This is a genomic window from Varibaculum sp., from assembly GCF_008661855.1.
In the GTDB taxonomy this organism is placed as follows: Bacteria; Actinomycetota; Actinomycetes; order Actinomycetales; family Actinomycetaceae; genus Varibaculum; species Varibaculum timonense_A.
In genome coordinates this window covers 1-18485 of sequence record NZ_RPZY01000056.1, presented here as the reverse complement: position 1 = coordinate 18485, position 18485 = coordinate 1, and the positions used below count along the sequence as shown (strand labels likewise).

The 18485-nt window shown below is 50.8% G+C and carries 15 protein-coding genes and 2 tRNA genes; 6 read left to right on the top strand and 11 right to left on the bottom strand.

What is annotated here, in order from left to right; genetic code table 11:
* Nucleotides 1-83: 83 nt before the first annotated feature.
* From QZT94_RS07630 to QZT94_RS07610, 5 genes are all read right to left on the bottom strand, one after another.
* Entirely contained in the window at nucleotides 84-1388 is a 1305-nt protein-coding gene (locus QZT94_RS07630; protein ID WP_072509737.1) for an ATP phosphoribosyltransferase regulatory subunit, read from the bottom strand.
* Between the two features lie 94 nt (nucleotides 1389-1482).
* Nucleotides 1483-1555, bottom strand: a tRNA-Glu gene (locus tag QZT94_RS07625).
* Nucleotides 1556-1584: 29 nt separating this feature from the next.
* Nucleotides 1585-1656, bottom strand: a tRNA-Gln gene (locus QZT94_RS07620).
* Between the two features lie 103 nt (nucleotides 1657-1759).
* Nucleotides 1760-3292: a glutamate--tRNA ligase gene (gltX, locus tag QZT94_RS07615; protein ID WP_296762201.1), complete on the bottom strand. Its 1533-nt coding sequence runs from the start codon at nucleotides 3290-3292 to the stop codon at nucleotides 1760-1762.
* Nucleotides 3293-3540: 248 nt separating this feature from the next.
* A complete protein-coding gene (locus tag QZT94_RS07610; RefSeq protein WP_296762203.1) occupies nucleotides 3541-4335 on the bottom strand; it encodes a fumarylacetoacetate hydrolase family protein in 795 nt (264 codons plus the stop codon).
* Nucleotides 4336-4390: 55 nt separating this feature from the next.
* On the opposite strand from QZT94_RS07610, the gene QZT94_RS07605 reads away from it, so the two are divergent.
* Entirely contained in the window at nucleotides 4391-7138 is a 2748-nt protein-coding gene (locus tag QZT94_RS07605) for a DEAD/DEAH box helicase (protein ID WP_296762205.1), read from the top strand.
* Here QZT94_RS07605 and QZT94_RS07600 read toward each other — a convergent pair.
* Together QZT94_RS07600 and QZT94_RS07595 are read right to left on the bottom strand one after the other, a co-directional pair.
* On the bottom strand, nucleotides 7083-7511 hold the full coding sequence (locus QZT94_RS07600; RefSeq protein WP_270626861.1) for a hypothetical protein: 429 nt from the start codon (nucleotides 7509-7511) through the stop codon (nucleotides 7083-7085). The genes QZT94_RS07605 and QZT94_RS07600 overlap by 56 nt on opposite strands.
* A gap of 168 nt (nucleotides 7512-7679) precedes the next feature.
* Nucleotides 7680-8195, bottom strand: a complete 516-nt coding sequence (locus QZT94_RS07595) for a ClbS/DfsB family four-helix bundle protein (protein WP_296761686.1) — start codon at nucleotides 8193-8195, stop codon at nucleotides 7680-7682.
* A gap of 335 nt (nucleotides 8196-8530) precedes the next feature.
* Between QZT94_RS07595 and QZT94_RS07590 the strand changes: the two genes are divergently transcribed.
* On the top strand, nucleotides 8531-9115 hold the full coding sequence (locus QZT94_RS07590; protein ID WP_296761684.1) for a nitroreductase family protein: 585 nt from the start codon (nucleotides 8531-8533) through the stop codon (nucleotides 9113-9115).
* A gap of 96 nt (nucleotides 9116-9211) precedes the next feature.
* Here QZT94_RS07590 and dcm read toward each other — a convergent pair whose 3' ends face one another.
* The 3 genes from dcm to QZT94_RS07575 all read right to left on the bottom strand — a co-directional run bounded on the left by dcm (nucleotide 9212) and on the right by QZT94_RS07575 (nucleotide 14170).
* Complete coding sequence (gene dcm, locus QZT94_RS07585; protein WP_296761682.1) at nucleotides 9212-10501, bottom strand: DNA (cytosine-5-)-methyltransferase; 1290 nt, start codon at nucleotides 10499-10501, stop codon at nucleotides 9212-9214.
* 62 nt (nucleotides 10502-10563) lie between these two features.
* Nucleotides 10564-11265 (bottom strand): Eco47II family restriction endonuclease, encoded by a 702-nt coding sequence (locus QZT94_RS07580; RefSeq protein WP_296761680.1) that lies wholly within the window; start codon nucleotides 11263-11265, stop codon nucleotides 10564-10566.
* A 364-nt stretch (nucleotides 11266-11629) separates the two neighbouring features.
* Nucleotides 11630-14170, bottom strand: coding sequence for an isopeptide-forming domain-containing fimbrial protein (locus QZT94_RS07575; protein WP_296773329.1), 2541 nt, complete (start codon nucleotides 14168-14170; stop codon nucleotides 11630-11632).
* A 220-nt stretch (nucleotides 14171-14390) separates the two neighbouring features.
* On the opposite strand from QZT94_RS07575, the gene QZT94_RS07570 reads away from it, so the two are divergent.
* The 4 genes from QZT94_RS07570 (at nucleotide 14391) to QZT94_RS07555 (ending at nucleotide 17083) form a co-directional block, all read left to right on the top strand.
* Entirely contained in the window at nucleotides 14391-15746 is a 1356-nt protein-coding gene (locus QZT94_RS07570) for a potassium transporter TrkG (RefSeq protein ID WP_024058979.1), read from the top strand.
* Complete coding sequence (locus QZT94_RS07565) at nucleotides 15739-16407, top strand: TrkA family potassium uptake protein (protein ID WP_024058980.1); 669 nt, start codon at nucleotides 15739-15741, stop codon at nucleotides 16405-16407. The genes QZT94_RS07570 and QZT94_RS07565 overlap by 8 nt, the downstream gene beginning before the upstream one ends.
* Nucleotides 16408-16642: 235 nt before the next feature.
* Entirely contained in the window at nucleotides 16643-16840 is a 198-nt protein-coding gene (locus QZT94_RS07560) for a hypothetical protein (RefSeq protein ID WP_278609243.1), read from the top strand.
* Nucleotides 16841-16930: 90 nt separating this feature from the next.
* Nucleotides 16931-17083: a hypothetical protein gene (locus QZT94_RS07555; protein WP_278611662.1), complete on the top strand. Its 153-nt coding sequence runs from the start codon at nucleotides 16931-16933 to the stop codon at nucleotides 17081-17083.
* Between the two features lie 344 nt (nucleotides 17084-17427).
* Here the strand turns inward: QZT94_RS07555 and QZT94_RS07550 are convergent.
* Nucleotides 17428-18485: phosphoenolpyruvate carboxykinase (GTP) (locus QZT94_RS07550; protein WP_296773328.1), on the bottom strand; the 1058-nt coding region annotated here is incomplete at its 5' end.

The following is an 18485-nucleotide window of genomic DNA, read 5'->3' as shown; positions in this document are numbered from 1 at the left end:
AGAGCGGAGTCTAGGGGGATTAACAGTATTAAGATTCCCTTTTAGGTAGCTTTCCGCTATAGGGGGATTTTCGTCCTCGAAACCTACTGTTCGAGGACGCGCGCCTCCCCCAGTAGCGCTGCAAAATCAGGACATTCTTGCGCAGCGACCGCTAGATATTTACTAGGTAGTAACAAACGGTTATAGCCTAGCTCAGCTGCCTGCGCAAAGAATCCTGCCGAGATTTTACGGGGCGCTTTTAACAGCCCAGCGCTTTGCGCCCCCTCCTGCAATAGCCCCTGTCTAAGACCAAGCGCTGCCAACGCTTCCTGGGGTTTTTGATAGGCGAGGGCGACTTTCAGGTTTTCTCCCACTTCCGGTAGAGACACCAAATCAACGATGCGTTCAAAACCGAAACTAAAACCAACCGCCGGTACGTCTCGTCCTAACCAGCGTCCTACTACCCCGTCATAGCGTCCCCCGCCACAAATCGAAGATCCAGAGGCAGTGTGGGAGACTTCAAAAATAGGCCCGGTGTAGTACCCCATACCACGCACCAAAGTGGGGGTGAACTTGATTTTAATATCGGGGCAGATTTTACCTACCTGAGCAGCAATTTCACCCAGGTCATATAGCGGCAGCTCGGTTTGTAAACCAGATACTTCCAAAGTTTTCGTATCTGCTTGCAGGTCTACAGCGGAAATGCTAGCTACCGCTGCAACCAAAGATTGAGCTTGACTATCACTAGCAATCTCGTGAGTAACCAGTTCTTTAATCACTGCCTCTTGACCGATTTTCTCCAGCTTATCCAAGGTGATAAAGGCACTATCCTGCTTATCGCCATCAATACCGGCAGCCCTCATCAGGTCACGCAGGAAACGGCGATCATTGATCAACACGGTAGAGTCTTTGTCTAACCCCAGTTTGGTGACAGCACTCCATGCGGTCGCTAAGATTTCGACCTCTGCACTAAAAGAACTCTCCCCCAAAATATCGATATCTACCTGGTTAAACTGGCGGAAACGCCCCTTTTGCGGACGCTCGGCGCGCCAAACCGGACCGGTTTGGAAAGCACGGAACACATTCGGCAGTTCTGCCTGGTGAGTAGCGAAATAACGGGTTAAAGGCAGGGTCAAGTCATAGCGCAAGCCCAAGTCTGCCGCGTCTCCAGGCAAAATAGCTTCCTGCGGGGCAAGACCGCGCCGCATAACCTGGAAAATCATTTTCTCGTTCTCTCCGCCCTGCCCGGATTGGAGGCGACCAATAGGCTCTAGAGCGGGAGTTTCCAGCTCCATAAAGCCTAAAGAAGTATAGGTTTCACGCAGCACAGCCAGAACCCGTTCCCGCCAGGCTTTTTCAGTGGGTAAAAAATCTCGCATTCCGCGAGTAGCAACTATTTTTCCAGACATGGTTTAAACTTTAGCATTAGCTAAAGCGAGCTGAGTTTAGCAATCGAAAGCCCTCTAGGCTTCCGGTAAAAACAAAACTAAATAAAAAGCGTTGTACCCCCAACGGGATTCGAACCCGTGTCTACGCCGTGAGAGGGCGGTGTCCTAGGCCTCTAGACTATGGGGGCGTAGAAAAAGAACAATTGTTCTTACTTCGCTGGGGTACCAGGACTTGAACCTAGAACAACTGAACCAGAATCAGCCGTGTTACCGATTACACCATACCCCAAGGGCTGTTCAACTAAGCTGACGCTTAATCGCACAGTCACCTACTTTAACCCAGTAGGTTATCCCGCTTCAAATCATTTCGTTGTGTGACTAATCACCAGATATTATTGCTGTTGCAGGTGGGTTAATAGTTGCTGCAAACGTTTAACGGTGGAGTCTTTTCCTAGTATCCCAATCGAATCGAACACCGGAATCGACACGTTAGATCCAGTTATTGCCACAAATAAAGGCTGGAATGCGATGCGGGGTTTCAGACCCATTTCTTCTACCATGACTTTACTCATCGCATCTTTTACGGTCTGGGAATCGCCGATAGTTCCGACCTGCCCCACTTCGCCCTCCGGCAAGGCTTTAATCACTTCGATAGCTGCGGCTAGTACTGCGGTGGCATTGTCTTTGAGTTTGCGCAAAGGTTTTTCCTGATATTCCACTTTTTCATCGGGGATAAATAGGAAACCGAGTAAAGATTTTGCCTGTGAAAGTACCTGCATTCTGCTTTGAGCTAGCGGGGCAGCGATTCTAAGCAGTTCACGTTCGTTTTCTTGAATATCATCCCAAGTATCTTGGCTAAGGAAACCGCCAGCATACAGGTAGGGAACGATTCGCTTAGTAAAATCATCAGAATCTAACAGCCGGATATGATCGGCATTAATTGCAAGGGCTTTTTTAGAATCAAAACGCGCCGGATTCGGATTAACATCATGAATATCAAAGGCTGCTACCAGCTGTTCTTTGCTAAAGATATCCTCATCAGCTGACAGTGACCAGCCTAATAGCGATAAATAATTGAGCATTCCCTCGGGAATCATTCCATTTTCTCGATGGAGCAACAGATTCGATTCAGGATCGCGTTTTGATAGTTTCTTGTTTCCTTCCCCCATTACATAAGGTAAATGCCCAAACTCGGGAATTCGGTCGGTAATGCCCAGCTCAATTAAGGCACGGTAAAGCACAATTTGTCGCGGGGTAGACGAGAGTAGGTCTTCCCCGCGCAGCACATGGGTAATATGCATCAGGGCATCATCTACCGGATTAACCAGGGTATATAGGGGGTCTCCACCGCCACGCACAATCACATAATCGGGTACTGATCCCGCTTTGAAAGTAATATCTCCCCGCACCAAGTCAGTGAAAGAAATATCTTCATCGGGCATCCGCATCCGCAGTACCGGTTGGCGTCCTTCTGCCCGGAAAGCAGCAATCTGTTCCTCGGTGAGGTTGCGGTCAAAGCCGTCATAACCTAGCTGAGGATTGCGCCCGGCGGCTTTATGGCGAGCCGCTACTTCCTCGGGAGTGGAATAGGATTCATAGGCATATCCGCCCGCAAGCAGTTTTTGGGCAATATCTTTATAAATCTCCATCCGCTGGCTCTGCCGATACGGACCATAGGAGCCGCCCTTATCAACACCTTCATCCCAATCTAGTCCCAGCCAGCGCAAAGACTCTAGGATTTGCTGAAAAGATTCCTCAGAATCCCGTTTCGCGTCAGTATCCTCGATTCGGAAAACAAAAGTACCGCCGGTGTGACGCGCATATGCCCAGTTAAATAGACAGGTACGCACCATTCCCACATGGGGAGTACCGGTTGGGGACGGACAAAAACGCACGCGAATATCGGAAACAGACTCCGAAGTCATACCTAAAGTCTCCTTATTAAAAGTCGGAAGTTCGTCCTCATTCTACTTCCTTGCCCATTCCTTTCTCGAAACTGCCGCTAAAGCTCCTGCCCTACCAGTCGTTCCTGAAGCTACGAGCTTGCCGAACGCCACTCACCTACCCTGGTTTAACCGGCGGGCGATAAGGCTCACGGCAAGCGCGTCCTCGGAAAAGAAATCCCTAAAAGCTGAAGCAGAAAAGCTAAAAAGCCATCTCTATCGGCAGGTAACTAGCGGGAAGCGCTGACCACCAGGTTTTCGAGCGCTCCAATACCACTAACCATTGCCTGAATACGCTGACCAGGACGTAACGGTTCCGGCAGGTACATTCCGCCCACAATCACTACGTCCCCAGGCAGCAAGGTCATCATGGCACTAACCTTAGCGAACGCATCACCTACGCGGTAGCTAAAATCACTGCTATTTGCGGTTGCGACCTCCACTCCGTCCACTTGGGCGTTAAATGTTACCTGGTCGGGATCGAAAGTAGGATCTACCACAATCCAAGGACCGAGCGGAGCTGAAGTGTCCCAAGCTCGGCGCTGACAAGCTCCCAGTTTTTCTTTGCCCAAGCTACAGTCAAGACCGATAGTCCACCCCGCTATAACCTGGTCAAGATCATCAGATAGGACATTTTTGCAAATAGTTTTGACCACTGCCGCTAACCCGACAAAAATCTGGGTGTTACCTCCGCCCCAGGCGGGGATAGCAATCGGGTCATCTGGACCAATAACCGCAGTATTGGGTTTGATAGCCACCTGTGGATATTGCGTTACTTCAGCACTGGCAGAGTCTGCATAGCAGCCTTCATCGCGGTTTAACGGCTGATTTTGAAAACAGCTAACGACCTTTGAGCGAGGAATTACTGGAGACAAAAGCCGTGCCTCCTCTAAAGTATAAAGCTGCCCGGAGGGTTCGGCCTTTTGGAATAGAGGGTCACCTTTTAAGGCAACTAACCGTTCACTTCCATCTTCTAACGCACCGTAAATGAGGGAATCATCAATCCGAAATCGCACAATCTTCATAGAGCCAAGTTTAGCTCCCTTGCTAAAGTAGAAAGGATGAGCGAAGGAGGAATAGTTGAGCCTACTCGATGATTCAGCTAATAATTTGCCTAATAAGCCCTGGAATAGACTACTTGATGCCATGTTTTCCCCCACGCATCCTCCAGTTAAACCCGGAAGCGATTTAGGAATTTGCATCGAATTAGACGGTTCTTTTCATCCGTTACGCCGCGAGGTTTCGGGGGCTTGGACTCGAAGTCGTGCCAGTTGGCGCGACCTTTGCCAAACAAAATGGGAATCGGTTTGTGCCGGATTAGATAGGACGCAGCTAAGCTGCTTGCGACAGGTGGCTCCACTTTTGCTAAAGGCTCCTCATATGCGTTCCGCCAGTGACAACACCGAAATTTCACTGGCCATGCGCCAATTGGCTCGCGCCGGTTTTGGATTCGCCACCGGAAGCGAGAAACTCACTAATCTAAAGTTTTCTTCTGCCCTAGCTAGTCCGTTCCTGGACTTTTCTTCCCGCGGGGATTTGGTGGTGCGTTTCGGGATAGACTTTTCTGCCACTAACCATGATTTACGGGTATCTGCTTCTACCTGCGTAGCTGCCGGTTCTCAAATCGTGGCTAGCTGTGAACTGGGGTTAGTCGCCCTCTGGGATGACCGCGCCGCTGACCTCTCGCGAGTGTTGGGAGCAAAACCGGTGTGCATTCCCCAAGCCGATTGTGAAGAGTTTTTACTGCAAGATTTTCCCCGCCTAAATGATATTTTCGCCGCCGGTTCGCTAGACGGCACGTTCACCTGCCCAAAGTATCGTTATCGGTTACAGGTGTCTACGATGCCAGAGGACGAGCAGTATCGAATCCACTTACGCCCTGTGCGGGAGTGGGCTGGACATTTTCGAGAAACCACTGCCCCACCAGAGCAAATAACCCAATTGTTTGAAAGGGTTAGTACCTGGCTTAGAAACCAGGTATCGATGGCGACTTTCGACAGTTATCTTTCTTACCCTGCCAGTCGGATAAACCAGTTATTGGACGAGCTTGAAAATGCTTTTTCTGGCGAACCTCTACATATTGACCGCCGCGGGATTCCGCGTTCTTTTTCCCAGTCCGGAGGGCAAATTGAACTGGATTTAATCCCCAATGAATACGGCTGGTTTACCCCGAAAGTGCGCTTACATTTTGCAGGGTTAGAGGGGTTAGAGGGGTTAGAGAACGCAGAGAACGCAGAGGGGCGCGATTACGATGTCACCGATTTATCGCAGATTCGCGAGCGCGGCGGGCTGATTGGAAAAGACACTTATTTAACTGAATCCGAAATGGATTTTTTAACGCTGCTCAATAACCGCACCAGGCTAAATCAGCGCGGAATCCATCCTGCAATAATTCAGCTCTCCCAGATTTTAGAGGGAACTGAAGTTAAAATAAACGGTCTGGATGCCTGGAATTCTCTAAAAATTGATTTACCGGAGATTGCTTCACCTCGGGGAGTAAAACTTCGTGAATACCAGCAAGCCGGTGTCACATGGCTGTTGGCTCAACTAGTGATTGGGCCGGGAGCTCTGCTGGCCGATGAGATGGGGCTCGGGAAAACCTTGCAGATTTTGGCGGCGATTAAGTCACTACCTGTTTGCGGTCAAGTCCTAATTGTCGCTCCCACATCGGTGATGAATGTTTGGGAGAGTCAAGCTAAACAATTCTATCCCGATATTTCGGTGCTTTCCCTGCGCAGTGGTACTCAAATTGAAGAGGGCTTTGCCGGGGCTGATTTGGTAATCACTTCCTACGGGTTATTGCGTCGCCACGCCGATAGTTTTACAAGTAACCGCTGGCAAGGATTAATTCTCGATGAAGCGCAGCAAGTGAAGAATCCGCGTACCCAAGCCTGGCGCGTCCTCGCCGATATGCGTCGAGACTGGACGATTTGCGCTACCGGCACTCCCCTAGAGAATTCTTTAGCGGATTTACACGCGATATTATCTTTGGCGCAACCGGGAACTTTGCTTTCGCGAGAACAGTTTTCTGCCCTTGAGATATCGGGAGATGACCAGGCACGTTCCCTGGTTGCGCCCTATATGTTGCGCCGCACCAAGGAGCAGGTTGCTCCCGATTTGCCGCCCAAGATTGAGCAGGTGTTGCGAGTTGATTTAGAGCCGAATCATGCCCTCGCCTATCGGGAACTTGAAGCTCAGGCACGCCGGCAAGTTGGGAAAATGTTAGGGGAAGGCAACCGGATGTCGATTTTAGCGGCGCTGACCGCGCTGCGGCGAGCCAGCCTAGATCTGCGTCTGGTGGGGGCAAGAGCAAAGACTTTTAGCGCTAAAACCCGTACGCTTATCGAGCAGTTGCAGACTATACCTGACCACAAAGCCCTGGTGTTTTCACAGTTCACATCCTATTTAGGGCTAATTAGGGAGGCTTTAGAGACCGCGGGGATAAAAACTTGTTACCTTGATGGCTCGACTCGGCGGCGTGACCAGGTTGTTAAGGAGTTTTCCGAGGGCGAGGCACAGGTTTTCTTAATTTCACTGCGGGCTGGTGGCACGGGGCTTACTTTAACCGCTGCCGACTATGTGTTTGTGATGGATCCGTGGTGGAATCCGGCGGTGGAAGAGCAGGCTATTGACCGGGCGCACCGTATCGGACAAGAGCGACCGGTCAATGTTTATCGCCTGGTTTCGGCAGGAACTATTGAAGAAAAGGTTTCTCAACTTCAACAGCGTAAACGCGATTTATTTTCTTCAGTGGTAAACGCTTCCAGCTCTATCACCGATTTAGCTGATGCTTTGTTGATGAATAGCGAGCAGCTAAATAGGAACTAACGAATATAAAAGCAACAATAACCCATAGATAATAGCCTAGATTACTCCATATACTAGAACCTTTTATTTCCATAGCAGTCATTGCTGATAAGCCGAGAAATATGCCATAAAATACGTCTAGAAGAAAGCCGGCAGCACTATTTATAGTTTTATTTGAGAATACTTTTTCATTTTTAGATACTTTAGTTAATAGCACACTGGCAAGCATATAAATTAGTGTGGAACTAAAAAACATCCATATTTTAATATCTGGTTTCCCAGTCACCCAAAAAAGCCCGGATGCCACTGAAAAAGCAACCACAATAATAATCGATAGGGTTACTATTTTACCGTATCGAAACTTTTTATCCGATTTTGTTTTCTTGGATTTCATATCAAAAGTATCTCACATAATCTCTTCACTATTTCAAAGGGGATATTCTACCTAGCTAATACTTCTCACCTTGGGTTATTACCCTAGTGTGAGGATTTAAGGACGACTCGTAGGGGCAAATAATCAAGACCAACTTGTGGGTAGCAGGGAAACTACGGAAGTTGTAGGTCAGCAAGCAGTCAGTTTCTTCCATTTCCTGATTTTGGTGCGAAAGGTAGTAAACGGGGCAACCGTGTTGATATGTATCCATTTCCACACCGGCCATGCCGAGGGGGTAGACGAAGCCCATGCACGCTGGCCAGAGGCGAACAGTTCGGTTACACTGAGAGTATTTACCAGGTAAATAACTTCATCTAGCAGCACTTTGAAGCGGTCAATCAGCTCTTGGGTTTCAACCTGCTCCCAACGCTTATAAAAAGACTCATACAGGTCGCCCAAATTATTCCATTTGTAGCCGGGAGCCGGAGTAACCACCTCGATACCAGCTTGTTCATCGCGTTCCCATCCCAGCAAAAGCTCCATCCACCCCAATTGATAAGCAAGCATCTGGCGGGGAGTGCGATCTACCCCCTCGACTAACAAATCCCAACTACCCGTAGGAACCTCAGCGAATTCGCCTATAAACAGATTAGCCCGTTTAGTAATCTCGGCAGCTAGCTCAGTTCCTGACTCATACGTCCTCATTTCCTATCCCCTAAAGCTGGTTGCACCTATTTAGCGCGACTGTCTCAAGTTTTAGCTATTACTGGTGACCGTCTAAAGTCTGGCTTATCCTCGGTCATTATTAAAACTCATGTCTGTCGCACTCAAGAGTATAAAACACTGCTAAAGAATCCGTCCCACCTCCGCACCGCATTCACCGGCGCAGCTTATGATTTTCGCAGCGAGCGAGTATCGGTTATTTCTTTTTGACTGTCAATGCTAAAAACTGCTGAATAAGCGTTTATGCGCCGGGAGCTGAATTCTGCTGTCACTGCTAGCGGTCGCAGAAAATCTTAGAGACGATTATCAGGAAACAGATGGAAGGAATAGCTATGAAATCCTTGGAACTATTGCGTAATCGGCGTTCCCGCTACCAACTGAACCGGGAGATTCCCCTCAGCCACCAGGAACTGCTCGATTTGATTGACGAGGTAACCGCGCAGGTTCCGGATGCTTTCAATATGCAGTCGCAGCGTCTTTTGGTAGTTACTGGAGAGAATCAGGACGCCCTCTGGAATCGGGTTTTTGAGGTTTTCGAGGGGAAGGTTCCGCGGGAAAAAATTGATTCTTTCCGGGCTGGTTACGGCACTATTCTCTACTTTTATGACCAGGCAGTCACCGAAGAAATGGCGGGCAAGTTCAGCGCCTATGCCGACAAATTCCCGCATTGGGCGGCGCAATCTCTGGGAATGCTGCAGTTTTCACTGTGGGTAGCGCTCCGGGAGGCAGGAATTGGAGCTTCCCTGCAACACTACAATCCGGTAATCGACCATGCGGTCAAGCAAATGTTCGACCTGCCCGAAACCTGGGTGCTAGATGCGCAAATGCCGTTTGGCCTGGCCAGCGATGAGCCCTCCCCCAAACAACTGCAAGACATTCGCCAGCGGGTAATCCAAAAATAAAATACTCGCTTTTTAGCGGGCGGAAGTAACCTAAAACCCGGATTCAGTCCGAGATATTACCGGGACAGCTTATTTTCCTAGGACCTGGGAAGCTAACTAGCTAAAGATACCCTGCTCGCTGCTGCTAGTTTTTTCTGGCGTCAGCGAAAGAGGCGCTACTACCTCCATAGTGTCCTCTAGGGGAATTTCACCTAAAGCTGCCAGCACGCACCTGCCTACGTGGTAACCCAAGTTTACCGGTACCGCGTTACCGATCTGTTTATATTGCGCCGCCATGGATCCGCAAAACTCCCAGTCATCGGGGAAGGTTTGAATCCGCGCATACTCGCGCACCGTGAAAGGACGGGTTTCGCTGGGGTGACAACGCTCGGTCTGTTTTTGCGCCGGGTTACAGGTAAGGGTAAGCGCGGGCTGATTCCAGGCCATACGCCGCGCCATCCCGGTTTTACCTCCCCCTAAAAAGTAGGAGGCGCCCATATATTCTCGCTGTATCTCGGCAGGTAGGTCTCGCCAGTTCCCGCCCTCAGGAATCATTTCCATAACCTTAGCTTTACGCTCGGTATAGCGCTGCCCTGGGGACTCGGGAACATTTTGCAGCGCTTCTTTTAGAGTGAGAACATAATCGTTTTCTTTAGGGAAAATGATGGGCAAATCTAAATCTTTGCGCGTGGCGAATAGAATCAATCGCTCACGCTTTTGCGGCACATCTAAGTATTGCGCCCGCAGAACCTGGTAGTTTACCCGGTAGCCCAGTTCATCAAAGGTATTGAGCATAGTGGTGAGAGTATTGCCGTGATCGTGTTTTACCAGTCCCCGCACATTTTCCCCAACGGCAATCGCGGGACGGATAGCTCGGATAGCCCGCGCAAACTCAAAGAACAAGGTGCCGCGCGTATCCTCAAATCCCCGACTTTTCCCCGCATAGGAAAACGCTTGGCAAGGGAATCCGGCTTGGATAACTTGGGCGTCCAGCTTTGAAAAATCTACCTCGTGCACGTCCTCGGGGCAGATATTCCAGTCAAAGCCGTGCGCCTGGCTATTTTGTCGCAAAGTAGCTACCGCATTACGGTCAAACTCGTTAAGAAATACATGCGGGATTCCCGCATTATGGAAACCGAGGGCGGTACCGCCGCCTCCGGCAAATAAATCCACGCAGGTAGCCCGGGGATAGGTTTTGTCTGAACGCAGTACCCTAAATGGTTTTTCTTCCCCGCTTCCCGAGAGTTTACGTTGCAATCTTTCGATTTCAGCCACGTTGAATAGACGATTTCCGCGTCCATCGCGACTAGCCTTAATCAGCCCCTGTTTAGCCCAACGGCGGATAGTATCTACCGACACTTCTAGCTCCCCGGCGGCCACACCTATTTGGACTAGCTTATTCTCCACCAACACCCCTTTACCTAGTACCCTTGCCTAGGTAAAGGTTACCATAAATGAGTTTCTTTCCGCTAGATGGGTAGGCTAGTGGTGAACAAATCTTCCATTTCTTTTTCGTCTAGTTTTACACTCTGACCAGTAATATCGGCAAAAACCCGGGGCAATGCCATATAAATCTCACGCAACGCTGTGGGGCGCTCAAAGACCAGGGCGTAGGCAGTTACCCCGTCACATACCCTAACGATTGATTTTTCAGAGCGTCCCGAGACTTTCCAAGGGCGATTATATTGCTCTGGAGTTTTTGGCACTATTTGAAACAGATAGGCGACAGCGTCACTGGCGCGTGCTAAAGAATCTAAGTTGTCCCAAATATTCTTTTCATCAGAAGCCTTAATCGTGTTGAACCGATTCTTCACTTCTGCAAATAACGGTTTTTCATGTAGGGGATGCAGAAACCCTGGTTTGGTTCTCAAATCTATGGAACCACCCGAGGCGCCAGTTTCTGTCCAGTTCTCAGCCAATCCCAATACTCGCTGATGCCAATACCCCACGTTATCGGACAAAGTCTTGTTCAAAGCGCGTTCTTTTTCAAACAGGCGAGCTTGAGATACCGCCTCCCCAGCAAGAACCGCTTGTGCTACCAGAGTAAAGGGATCAGGAGGGAGAGGCTTGCGTTTTACCGGGGAAAACACTTTAGAAAAAGACAACTTGGTAACCCCATACAAAGCGTCTTCATCGATCCAGTCCAAACCGTAAGAATGTTTCTTGCTCAAAACAATACCTCTCAGAAATACGATTTTCCCGTTGAAACCCGAGCTGTCCTAGGCGTATGCTACCAAGTTTTTCATCCCCGAAGCCTCACCGAAACGTTCGATTAAGAATTTACCCCGCATAGCCGCGACCTAAATCCTGAGATCTTCAAGCCCGAGTATTGAATAGTTGGCTACTCCCTTGCAGGGCTAAAGATGGAAGCAGCATATATAAAACTTTCACTCTCCCCAGCTGGCTGCGCGTCCTCACCTCTAAAGACGGGAAGGTTTCGGTCGAGAAATGGCGTTAGGAACCCCGGCAGAACCCTCCGTTAAAGCCGCACGAATAGCAATAGCTCCCCCTTAAACTGAGGACGAAATTTTCGGCTTAGCGGTAGCGGCGGCGGAGGATAATTGTCGCTCCCAGCGCTACCCCCAGGGCACAAACCCCCAACAGAGCAGCAGAACTACTGCCGGTATGAACTATTTCCTCCGGCACCGGAGGTGTTGCAGGCGGAGTCCCTGGTGGGGTTACCGGAGGGGTTGCAGGTGGAGTCACCGGCGGAGTTACCGGCGGAGTTACCGGCGGCGTGGAAGGTGGTGTCGGCGGTGGCGTGGGCGGAATAAAAGTATTGGTGAAGGACACCAGGTTAACCCCATCATTTTGCTCGGCTTGGGCAACTTGGCTGACCTCGAACTTACCCGCAAGTTCTGCCGGCAAATTCTCTGTCACCTTATAGGTAAGCGCCACTCGCTCTTCCGGTTTCTTCTCCACATCTGCGAGCGTATATTTAGGGAGCTTCTCGAGGGCGAATTGAAAGTCTTTGCCCTCGCCTTGTCGGAAACTGTCGGCTTTGAGATACTTTCGCACCGGCTCGGTCGCTATTTTGTTGTCTCCCTGCCAGGTTTCCACTTGGAAGTTATCGATATAATCACGCATATCGAAATCTTTAAGCAGTTCAAGTCCGCCCTCCCAGTGTTTCTTAACCAGCAAATCCAGGTAGGGGATAATCTCGGTTTCTGAATCAGGAATCCGGTTATAAATAGGTTGCTTGCCTAGTTTTTTCAGCTTTACTTGAAACTTAATCGAGAGATTTCGCGCCTCAGGAATCTTAATCGCTTTAAGAAAATCGAATTCTGCTACCTGGGTCTTTGCCTTGTCCAGCAGCCTAATCTCCCGGGTGTCCGGGTTATAGCGGGCCTCAAAGTCCGTGGATAAGTCCCCGTCCTCCATGACTTTTAAGGAATCCGGAACCAGTTCCAGGCGTTCATCTAGCTTATCGATTACCGTGGCCGTGTCCTTAAAGCCCATGTCTACATACTTGCCATACTTAACCACCAGGCGGTGATCTCCCGGAATCTTCGCGTTAATCTGGTAGTCGATTAAGTCTCCCCTGCTGGCGTAGGCTTTTTTCGAGTCCTCCCCAATCGGGTATTTCGCCTGGTCGATAACCTTATCAAAAACCGGTTTCTTCGGTATCAGCAGTAGCAGCGGGGTCTTGTAACCAATATATGCGCGCGAGCTCGCGTTATCCTTAAATCGCTCATCGGTAGCGCCATAGGGATTAGCCCACACTTCTTCATGATTGCTGTTCGATTGGAGCATCCTCATAGTGAGCCGCCCATTTTCTGCCAGGCGAACTCCGTACTGTAATGACAGGTTGTAGTCTTTCTTGAACGCTGGCGCCGCGTCCTCAATCCGCACCGTATACTCCCCCGGGGTTACTGCCTTAAACAAACTTGCCGGATAATCGTAGGCGGTTTTAGTAGCAGTAGATTTTGCGATCAGCTTTCCTTGCTGGTTATACAGCCCCAGGGTAAACCCGGGTTTCGCATAGGCAGTAGCAAAAGAGTCATACTTGACGCTTTCGATATTAGAAGCCAGGATATACACCTGTTTTCCCAGAGTAACGGTCAAGGTATTAGTCGCCGGATCGAATTTTTGCCCGGCAATTCCGTAATACATATAAGCCTGCGGCAAGCTGGGCAAAGAAAGCTTCGCGCCCTCCGGCACCCCGGTCGCTTGAATATCGAAAGAGTAATCTCCGCTGGCAGTAGGCAGAGACAGCTGTTTTTCTGCCTGGGGATCCGACTTACCCCCGATATTAAACTTCCAGGTGTCACTCTCCCCCAGCACCTCCAGAGGACGCTTAATAGTCACGTGATAGGTCTTATCCACCAGCTTCAGCGGCTTTAACACCAACTGAAATCCCTCGCCCATGGCCAGTACTTTTTGCACCGAATACGGCGTTTTCTGCCCGCCGTCTTTCAAGGTGATGCTCGACAAGTCTGCTTGCGTTGCCGGCACCAGAGAGCTCGGGGCGAACTTGCCGCTGTCATCGTAGGCGAGCGCTTTTAGGAAACCGTGACCAGCAGAATCTTTCCTGACCGTAACAGTCTCATTTTTCTGGCTAACCGAGTTGTATAGCGGGAGTTCAAAGGATTCCGCGGTGCCCGGAAGGGATTTCCCGGCTTCATCGACCATAGTAATGTCGTAGCGCGCCGAGATTTTTTCTTTAAAGGTCATCCGCATTTCCGGGGTGCCATCGGAGCCGGCCGCAACCTTTACTTTTTGTGCCTCCCCTATCTGCGAAAAACCTTTCTTCACCGAAAAAGTAATTTCCTTGCCGAGGGGGTAATCCGCGGCCTCTAGGCCGAACTCAATCTCGCATTTTCGCAACCCATTTTCTAGGGTTTTGTCCGAGGTAACGTCAGCGGCCTCAATCTCGTAGGAGTCAGCAAACCAGCCGGTGCCTTCTTGAATCTCTAAGTCGGTGCACTTAGCCCGGGTATAGATAGTTGCATAGAGGGCGGCTGTATCTTCGTCCTCGTCACCTGCCGCCTGCGCTAAAGGCGATAAAAACGCCATCTCTAAGATTAGTGCCAGGATTACACCGATCAGAGAAAGGTTCGCGGCTTTTCTGTTCATATTCCCCACTTGCAGTAGCAGTATTTCGACCTGTTGTCAGAATATCGCGCTGGAGATACCGAAAATAATGCAGCGTAAAAAATCACAATAATACTTGCCTGGAAGGAGAGAACAAACCCACCAGAAAAAAACTGCAAAATTAATAGCTGCTATTACCTATTTGACATGGAAAAACAGCCACCTGTATTCGGGGAGAATCGCGCACTTGCAGGAGGGAGCAATGCTGCGTATGATCCAGTTCGTGTCCAAAACACAGCGGCATTATTTTAACTATGCGGCAGTGATATTATCCGGGTTCCTTATCGCCCTGCTGATAGGAACCTGCCTACTAATGCTGCCGTTATCCACGGTGCATGTCGGGGGTCTACCGCTACTTCCGGCCTTATTTACCGCCACCTCTGCCCTCTGTGTTACCGGTTTGACGATTGTTGACACCGCCACCTATTGGACGGATTTTGGCAAGGTCGTAATTTTACTATTAATACAGGTAGGCGGCTTCGGGGTGATGAGTTTTGCGGCGGTGCTCGCCCAAGCAGTAATCCGCCGAGAAAGTCATAGCGCCAAGCTGGCTTCAGCGGCCGAGCGACGCAGCGTCACCGGCAGGTTGGGCGTGCTGTTGCGCCGGGTACTGGGAACTTCCCTCCTGGTTGAGCTACTCACCGCTATTCCCCTGACGATTCGTTTCCTGTCCCTAGGGTATTCGCTGCCGCGCGCCCTCTGGCATGGGGTATTTCATGCAGTTTCGGCTTTTAATAATGCCGGCTTCGCCCTCTATTCGGACAATATGTCTTCCTTTGTAGGAGATTGGGGGGTATGTCTGCCCCTGATCATTGCGATCATTATCGGAGGTTTAGGATTCCCTGTCCTCTTCCAACTGCGTACCAGCCTATTCAAGCCTTACCGCTGGTCACTACACACTCGGATGATGATAGCTGGCACCGGCGGCCTCCTAGTATTTTCTTCCCTACTGATTACGGCTTTCGAGTGGCATAACCCGAAAACTTTGGGCAAACTCCCCACCGCGGACGCGATCCTGGCCGGAATATTTCAAGCAGTCCAAACCCGCACCACCGGTTTTAACTCGATAGATATTGGACAAATGCATGAGTCCACCTTGTTTGCGATGGACACTTTTATGTTTATCGGCGCTGGACCGGCCGGTACTGCCGGGGGTATCAAAATCACCACCATGTTTGCCCTCCTGGCCATTGTCGCTGCCGTTATCCGCGGGCGCAACCAAGCAGTGGTGTTTGGAAAAAGCATTTCTTCCGAGGTCGTCCATCAAGCAGTCGCGGTGGTGGTGCTGGGATTTATCTTGGTGGTTACTTCCACCATTTCGATCATGTTCTTAACCCACTTCAACTTGTCGCAAACCCTATTTGAAGTGTTCTCCGCTTTTGGTACCGTGGGTCTATCTACGGGAATAACGCCGCTACTTAACGATCCTTCGCAGTTAATACTTATAGCTTTAATGATTATTGGGCGGCTAGGTCCGATTACGGTTGCTACCGCACTCGCTTTCGCACCTAGCGCCTCCAAGATTTCCTTCCCCACAGAAAGGCCGATCATTGGTTAATTTCTCTAAACCTACTTACGCGGTTCTGGGATTAGGACGCTTTGGCAGCGCCGTCGCCCGCGAACTCATGTCCGACTACGCCGTGGTTATCGGTATCGATTTAAACGAGACGGTAGTGAACCGCAATAACGGCATCTTGAGCCAGGTGGCGCAAACGGACGCCACCGACATTGCCTCCATTACTGAACTCGGCGTCGCTGATTGTGATGGCGTAGTAGTCGGGATTGGCGGCCCCCACGTGGAGGCCTCTATCCTCACTTGCTCCCTGCTCACCGATATGGGGGTTAAGAACCTGTGGGCAAAGTCCTCCGGAACCGCCCACGGACGCATCTTGGAACAGATTGGAGTCCCCCATATCGTTTACCCCGAGGTGGCGATGGGGCGGCGGGTAGCCCACCTGGTACGCGGGGTAAACCTGGACTACGTAGAACTGTCTTCCGGCACCGCCATGGTTAGAACTATTCTTCCCAAGTCTGCAGCCGGGCCTCTCGATGAGGTTGACCTTTGGAATCGGCACGGGGTAAAGATCGTGGCAGTACTGCGGGAAAACCAGTGGCAACCGGTGCTGGGGGCAGTAGAACTTTCCGAGGGCGACCAAGTACAGATTTACGGCGGCGCGAAACAGGTAGAAAAGTTTGCCCGCCTCGCTCCTCGCCCCTAGCGGTCTACCCTAGCGCGGCCACTAGTGATAACCGGGCTAACTTCCTCCGCAGACCCTATAGACCAGACCCTATTGCAGTGGCGATAACCGAAGTAGTGGTGCGGTTTATGATTCGCGGGGACTGTTGGTGCTGTGAGGTTTTGAGTAAAACAAGCTGCCAATCTTGTTAGCTGTCACTGCTATCAATGAATAAGCGACCCCGTAGATCTGCGCAGATTCGTTGAAAAAGATCAGCATGGGCACCATGAAAAACAGTATCGGCATCACTATCCATAAAACTGTGAAGCCCTCCGTGATTCCGTCCCAGACGGCTAACGTCACGGTGATTAGCGGAAACACTATGAACAGCATCAAGATAAACAGCATCATGCCTGAATCAGGGGCGCTGAATACTCCGATGGCGGCTCTAGTAAGAGCAGGCAGTAAAAGATAGCACGCGAAAAGCCCGCCAAGTCGTGCCCAAGTGCCGCGTCTTTTCCACCTTTGCATGCACTCATTTTTTCATGTCCAGAAGGGAAAAACCATGGGGCTTGGAAACTGGCTACGCCCCAAACCAAGCGACGTTAAAAACCACCAGATGAACTCGTCCTATCCGTTTATATTTGAGCCGACTTCTTCTGGGCTTCCGGTTACCGAACGTAGCGCGATGCAGAGGACGCTCATCTCTATCGCGTAATCTTGCAGGGGATTTTGGGATCTCAAATCTACTACGAGTGCTGCGGTAAAGTAGAAGATGCAGAAGGTGGGAACAAGGTCTCCCATCATGTCTTAGAGGGTGTCTAGCGGACGCAAGCGCTGCTAGGCTCTCTTCTTATTTCTTTTCCGGTCTAGGGGGTCATTACCGCGCTAACCCGGGAGATACCCGTCAGTCAATCTTCCACCACGAGGTTGATAGAAGCAACAAGATCGGGGTTAATACCCAAAGTGGCGGGTTAATCCCAACAGGAGCCATAGCTACCCGCTGGAATTAACCCGCCTAGAGAAAATCCACCCGTCACTAGCGCAAAACCAGGAGACCAATTAAGCGTTAAACGCCTGCTCTATGCGCTCGTGCGCGGCCCAGATCTGCTCAGGTAGATTCTTGAACTGTGCAAGGTGCTCGCGGCGGTAGCCCATCTCCTTCTTCCACAGATCGGTGTCGATGGAAAGAAGCTTATCCAGATCGGCGTCGTCACCTTCGAAACCATCCAGATTCAACTCTTCCTTCTTCGGCAAAATACCTACCGGTGTTTGCACGCCCTCAGCGCGCCCTTCCTTAACGTCTAGCAGCCAAAGCAGCGCTCGCAGGTTGTCGCGGTAGCCAGGCCAGCAGAAGTGTCCGTCTTCCGGATCGCGCTGGAACCAGTTCACGTGCGCAAAAATGGGCTGTTCCTTCGCGGAGCCAATTATTTTCAACCAGTGGGTCGCGTAGTCCCCTTCGGGGTAGGACATGAAGGGGCGCATCGACATCGGATCGTAACGCAGCACGCCCTCCTTGCCTTCAGCCGCGAAAGTGGCTTGGGCTCCCAGGGTCAAACCGTCGTATACGCCCTCGGCTAGGTCGGTGATTGCCCGGATAAGCGGCTCCCGGTCCTTTACTCGCCCGCCAAAGATGATGGCGTCAATTGGCACCCCTTGCGGTTCTTCGTAATCGGGAGCCACGTTGGGCACGTTAGCCAAAGATGTGGTGAAGCGGGAATTGGGATGTGCCCACTCGTCTCCCTTGGCCTCGCAGCGCTGCCGATCGGCCGGGCGGTCGGAAATCTTTTCGCCCTTCCAATCCCGCCAGCCAGTAACGTCTTCGGGGTAGTCCGGGGTCTTACCTTCCCACCACAGCTCTTGGGTTTCGGGGTTGTAAGCGACGTTGGTGAAGAGCGTCTTAGAGCCTTCTTTGATGGCGTCCAGGGCGGGGGGATTAGACTTCCAGTTGGTGTCCTTTGCCACGCCGAACGCGCCGGATTCGGGGTTCATGCCGTAAATCTTGCCGTCTTCGCCAACGTGCAGCCACACGATGTCATCGCCGTAGAAGTAAACTTCGTAGCGGTCACCCAAGGCGTCCGGGGCTAGCATCATAGCGAGGTTGGTTTTACCGGAAGCTG

Excerpts from the sequence above, each read along its gene's own strand:
- QZT94_RS07630 (WP_072509737.1), bottom strand. The coding sequence starts at position 1,388 with ATGTCTGGAAAAATAGTTGCTACTCGCGGAATGCGAGATTTTTTACCC.
- gltX (WP_296762201.1), bottom strand. The coding sequence starts at position 3,292 with ATGACTTCGGAGTCTGTTTCCGATATTCGCGTGCGTTTTTGTCCGTCC.
- QZT94_RS07610 (WP_296762203.1), bottom strand. The coding sequence starts at position 4,335 with ATGAAGATTGTGCGATTTCGGATTGATGATTCCCTCATTTACGGTGCG.
- QZT94_RS07600 (WP_270626861.1), bottom strand. The coding sequence starts at position 7,511 with ATGAAATCCAAGAAAACAAAATCGGATAAAAAGTTTCGATACGGTAAA.
- QZT94_RS07595 (WP_296761686.1), bottom strand. The coding sequence starts at position 8,195 with ATGAGGACGTATGAGTCAGGAACTGAGCTAGCTGCCGAGATTACTAAA.
- QZT94_RS07590 (WP_296761684.1), top strand. The coding sequence starts at position 8,531 with ATGGAAGGAATAGCTATGAAATCCTTGGAACTATTGCGTAATCGGCGT.
- QZT94_RS07575 (WP_296773329.1), bottom strand. The coding sequence starts at position 14,170 with ATGAACAGAAAAGCCGCGAACCTTTCTCTGATCGGTGTAATCCTGGCA.
- QZT94_RS07570 (WP_024058979.1), top strand. The coding sequence starts at position 14,391 with ATGCTGCGTATGATCCAGTTCGTGTCCAAAACACAGCGGCATTATTTT.
- QZT94_RS07560 (WP_278609243.1), top strand. The coding sequence starts at position 16,643 with ATGGGCACCATGAAAAACAGTATCGGCATCACTATCCATAAAACTGTG.
- QZT94_RS07555 (WP_278611662.1), top strand. The coding sequence starts at position 16,931 with ATGGGGCTTGGAAACTGGCTACGCCCCAAACCAAGCGACGTTAAAAAC.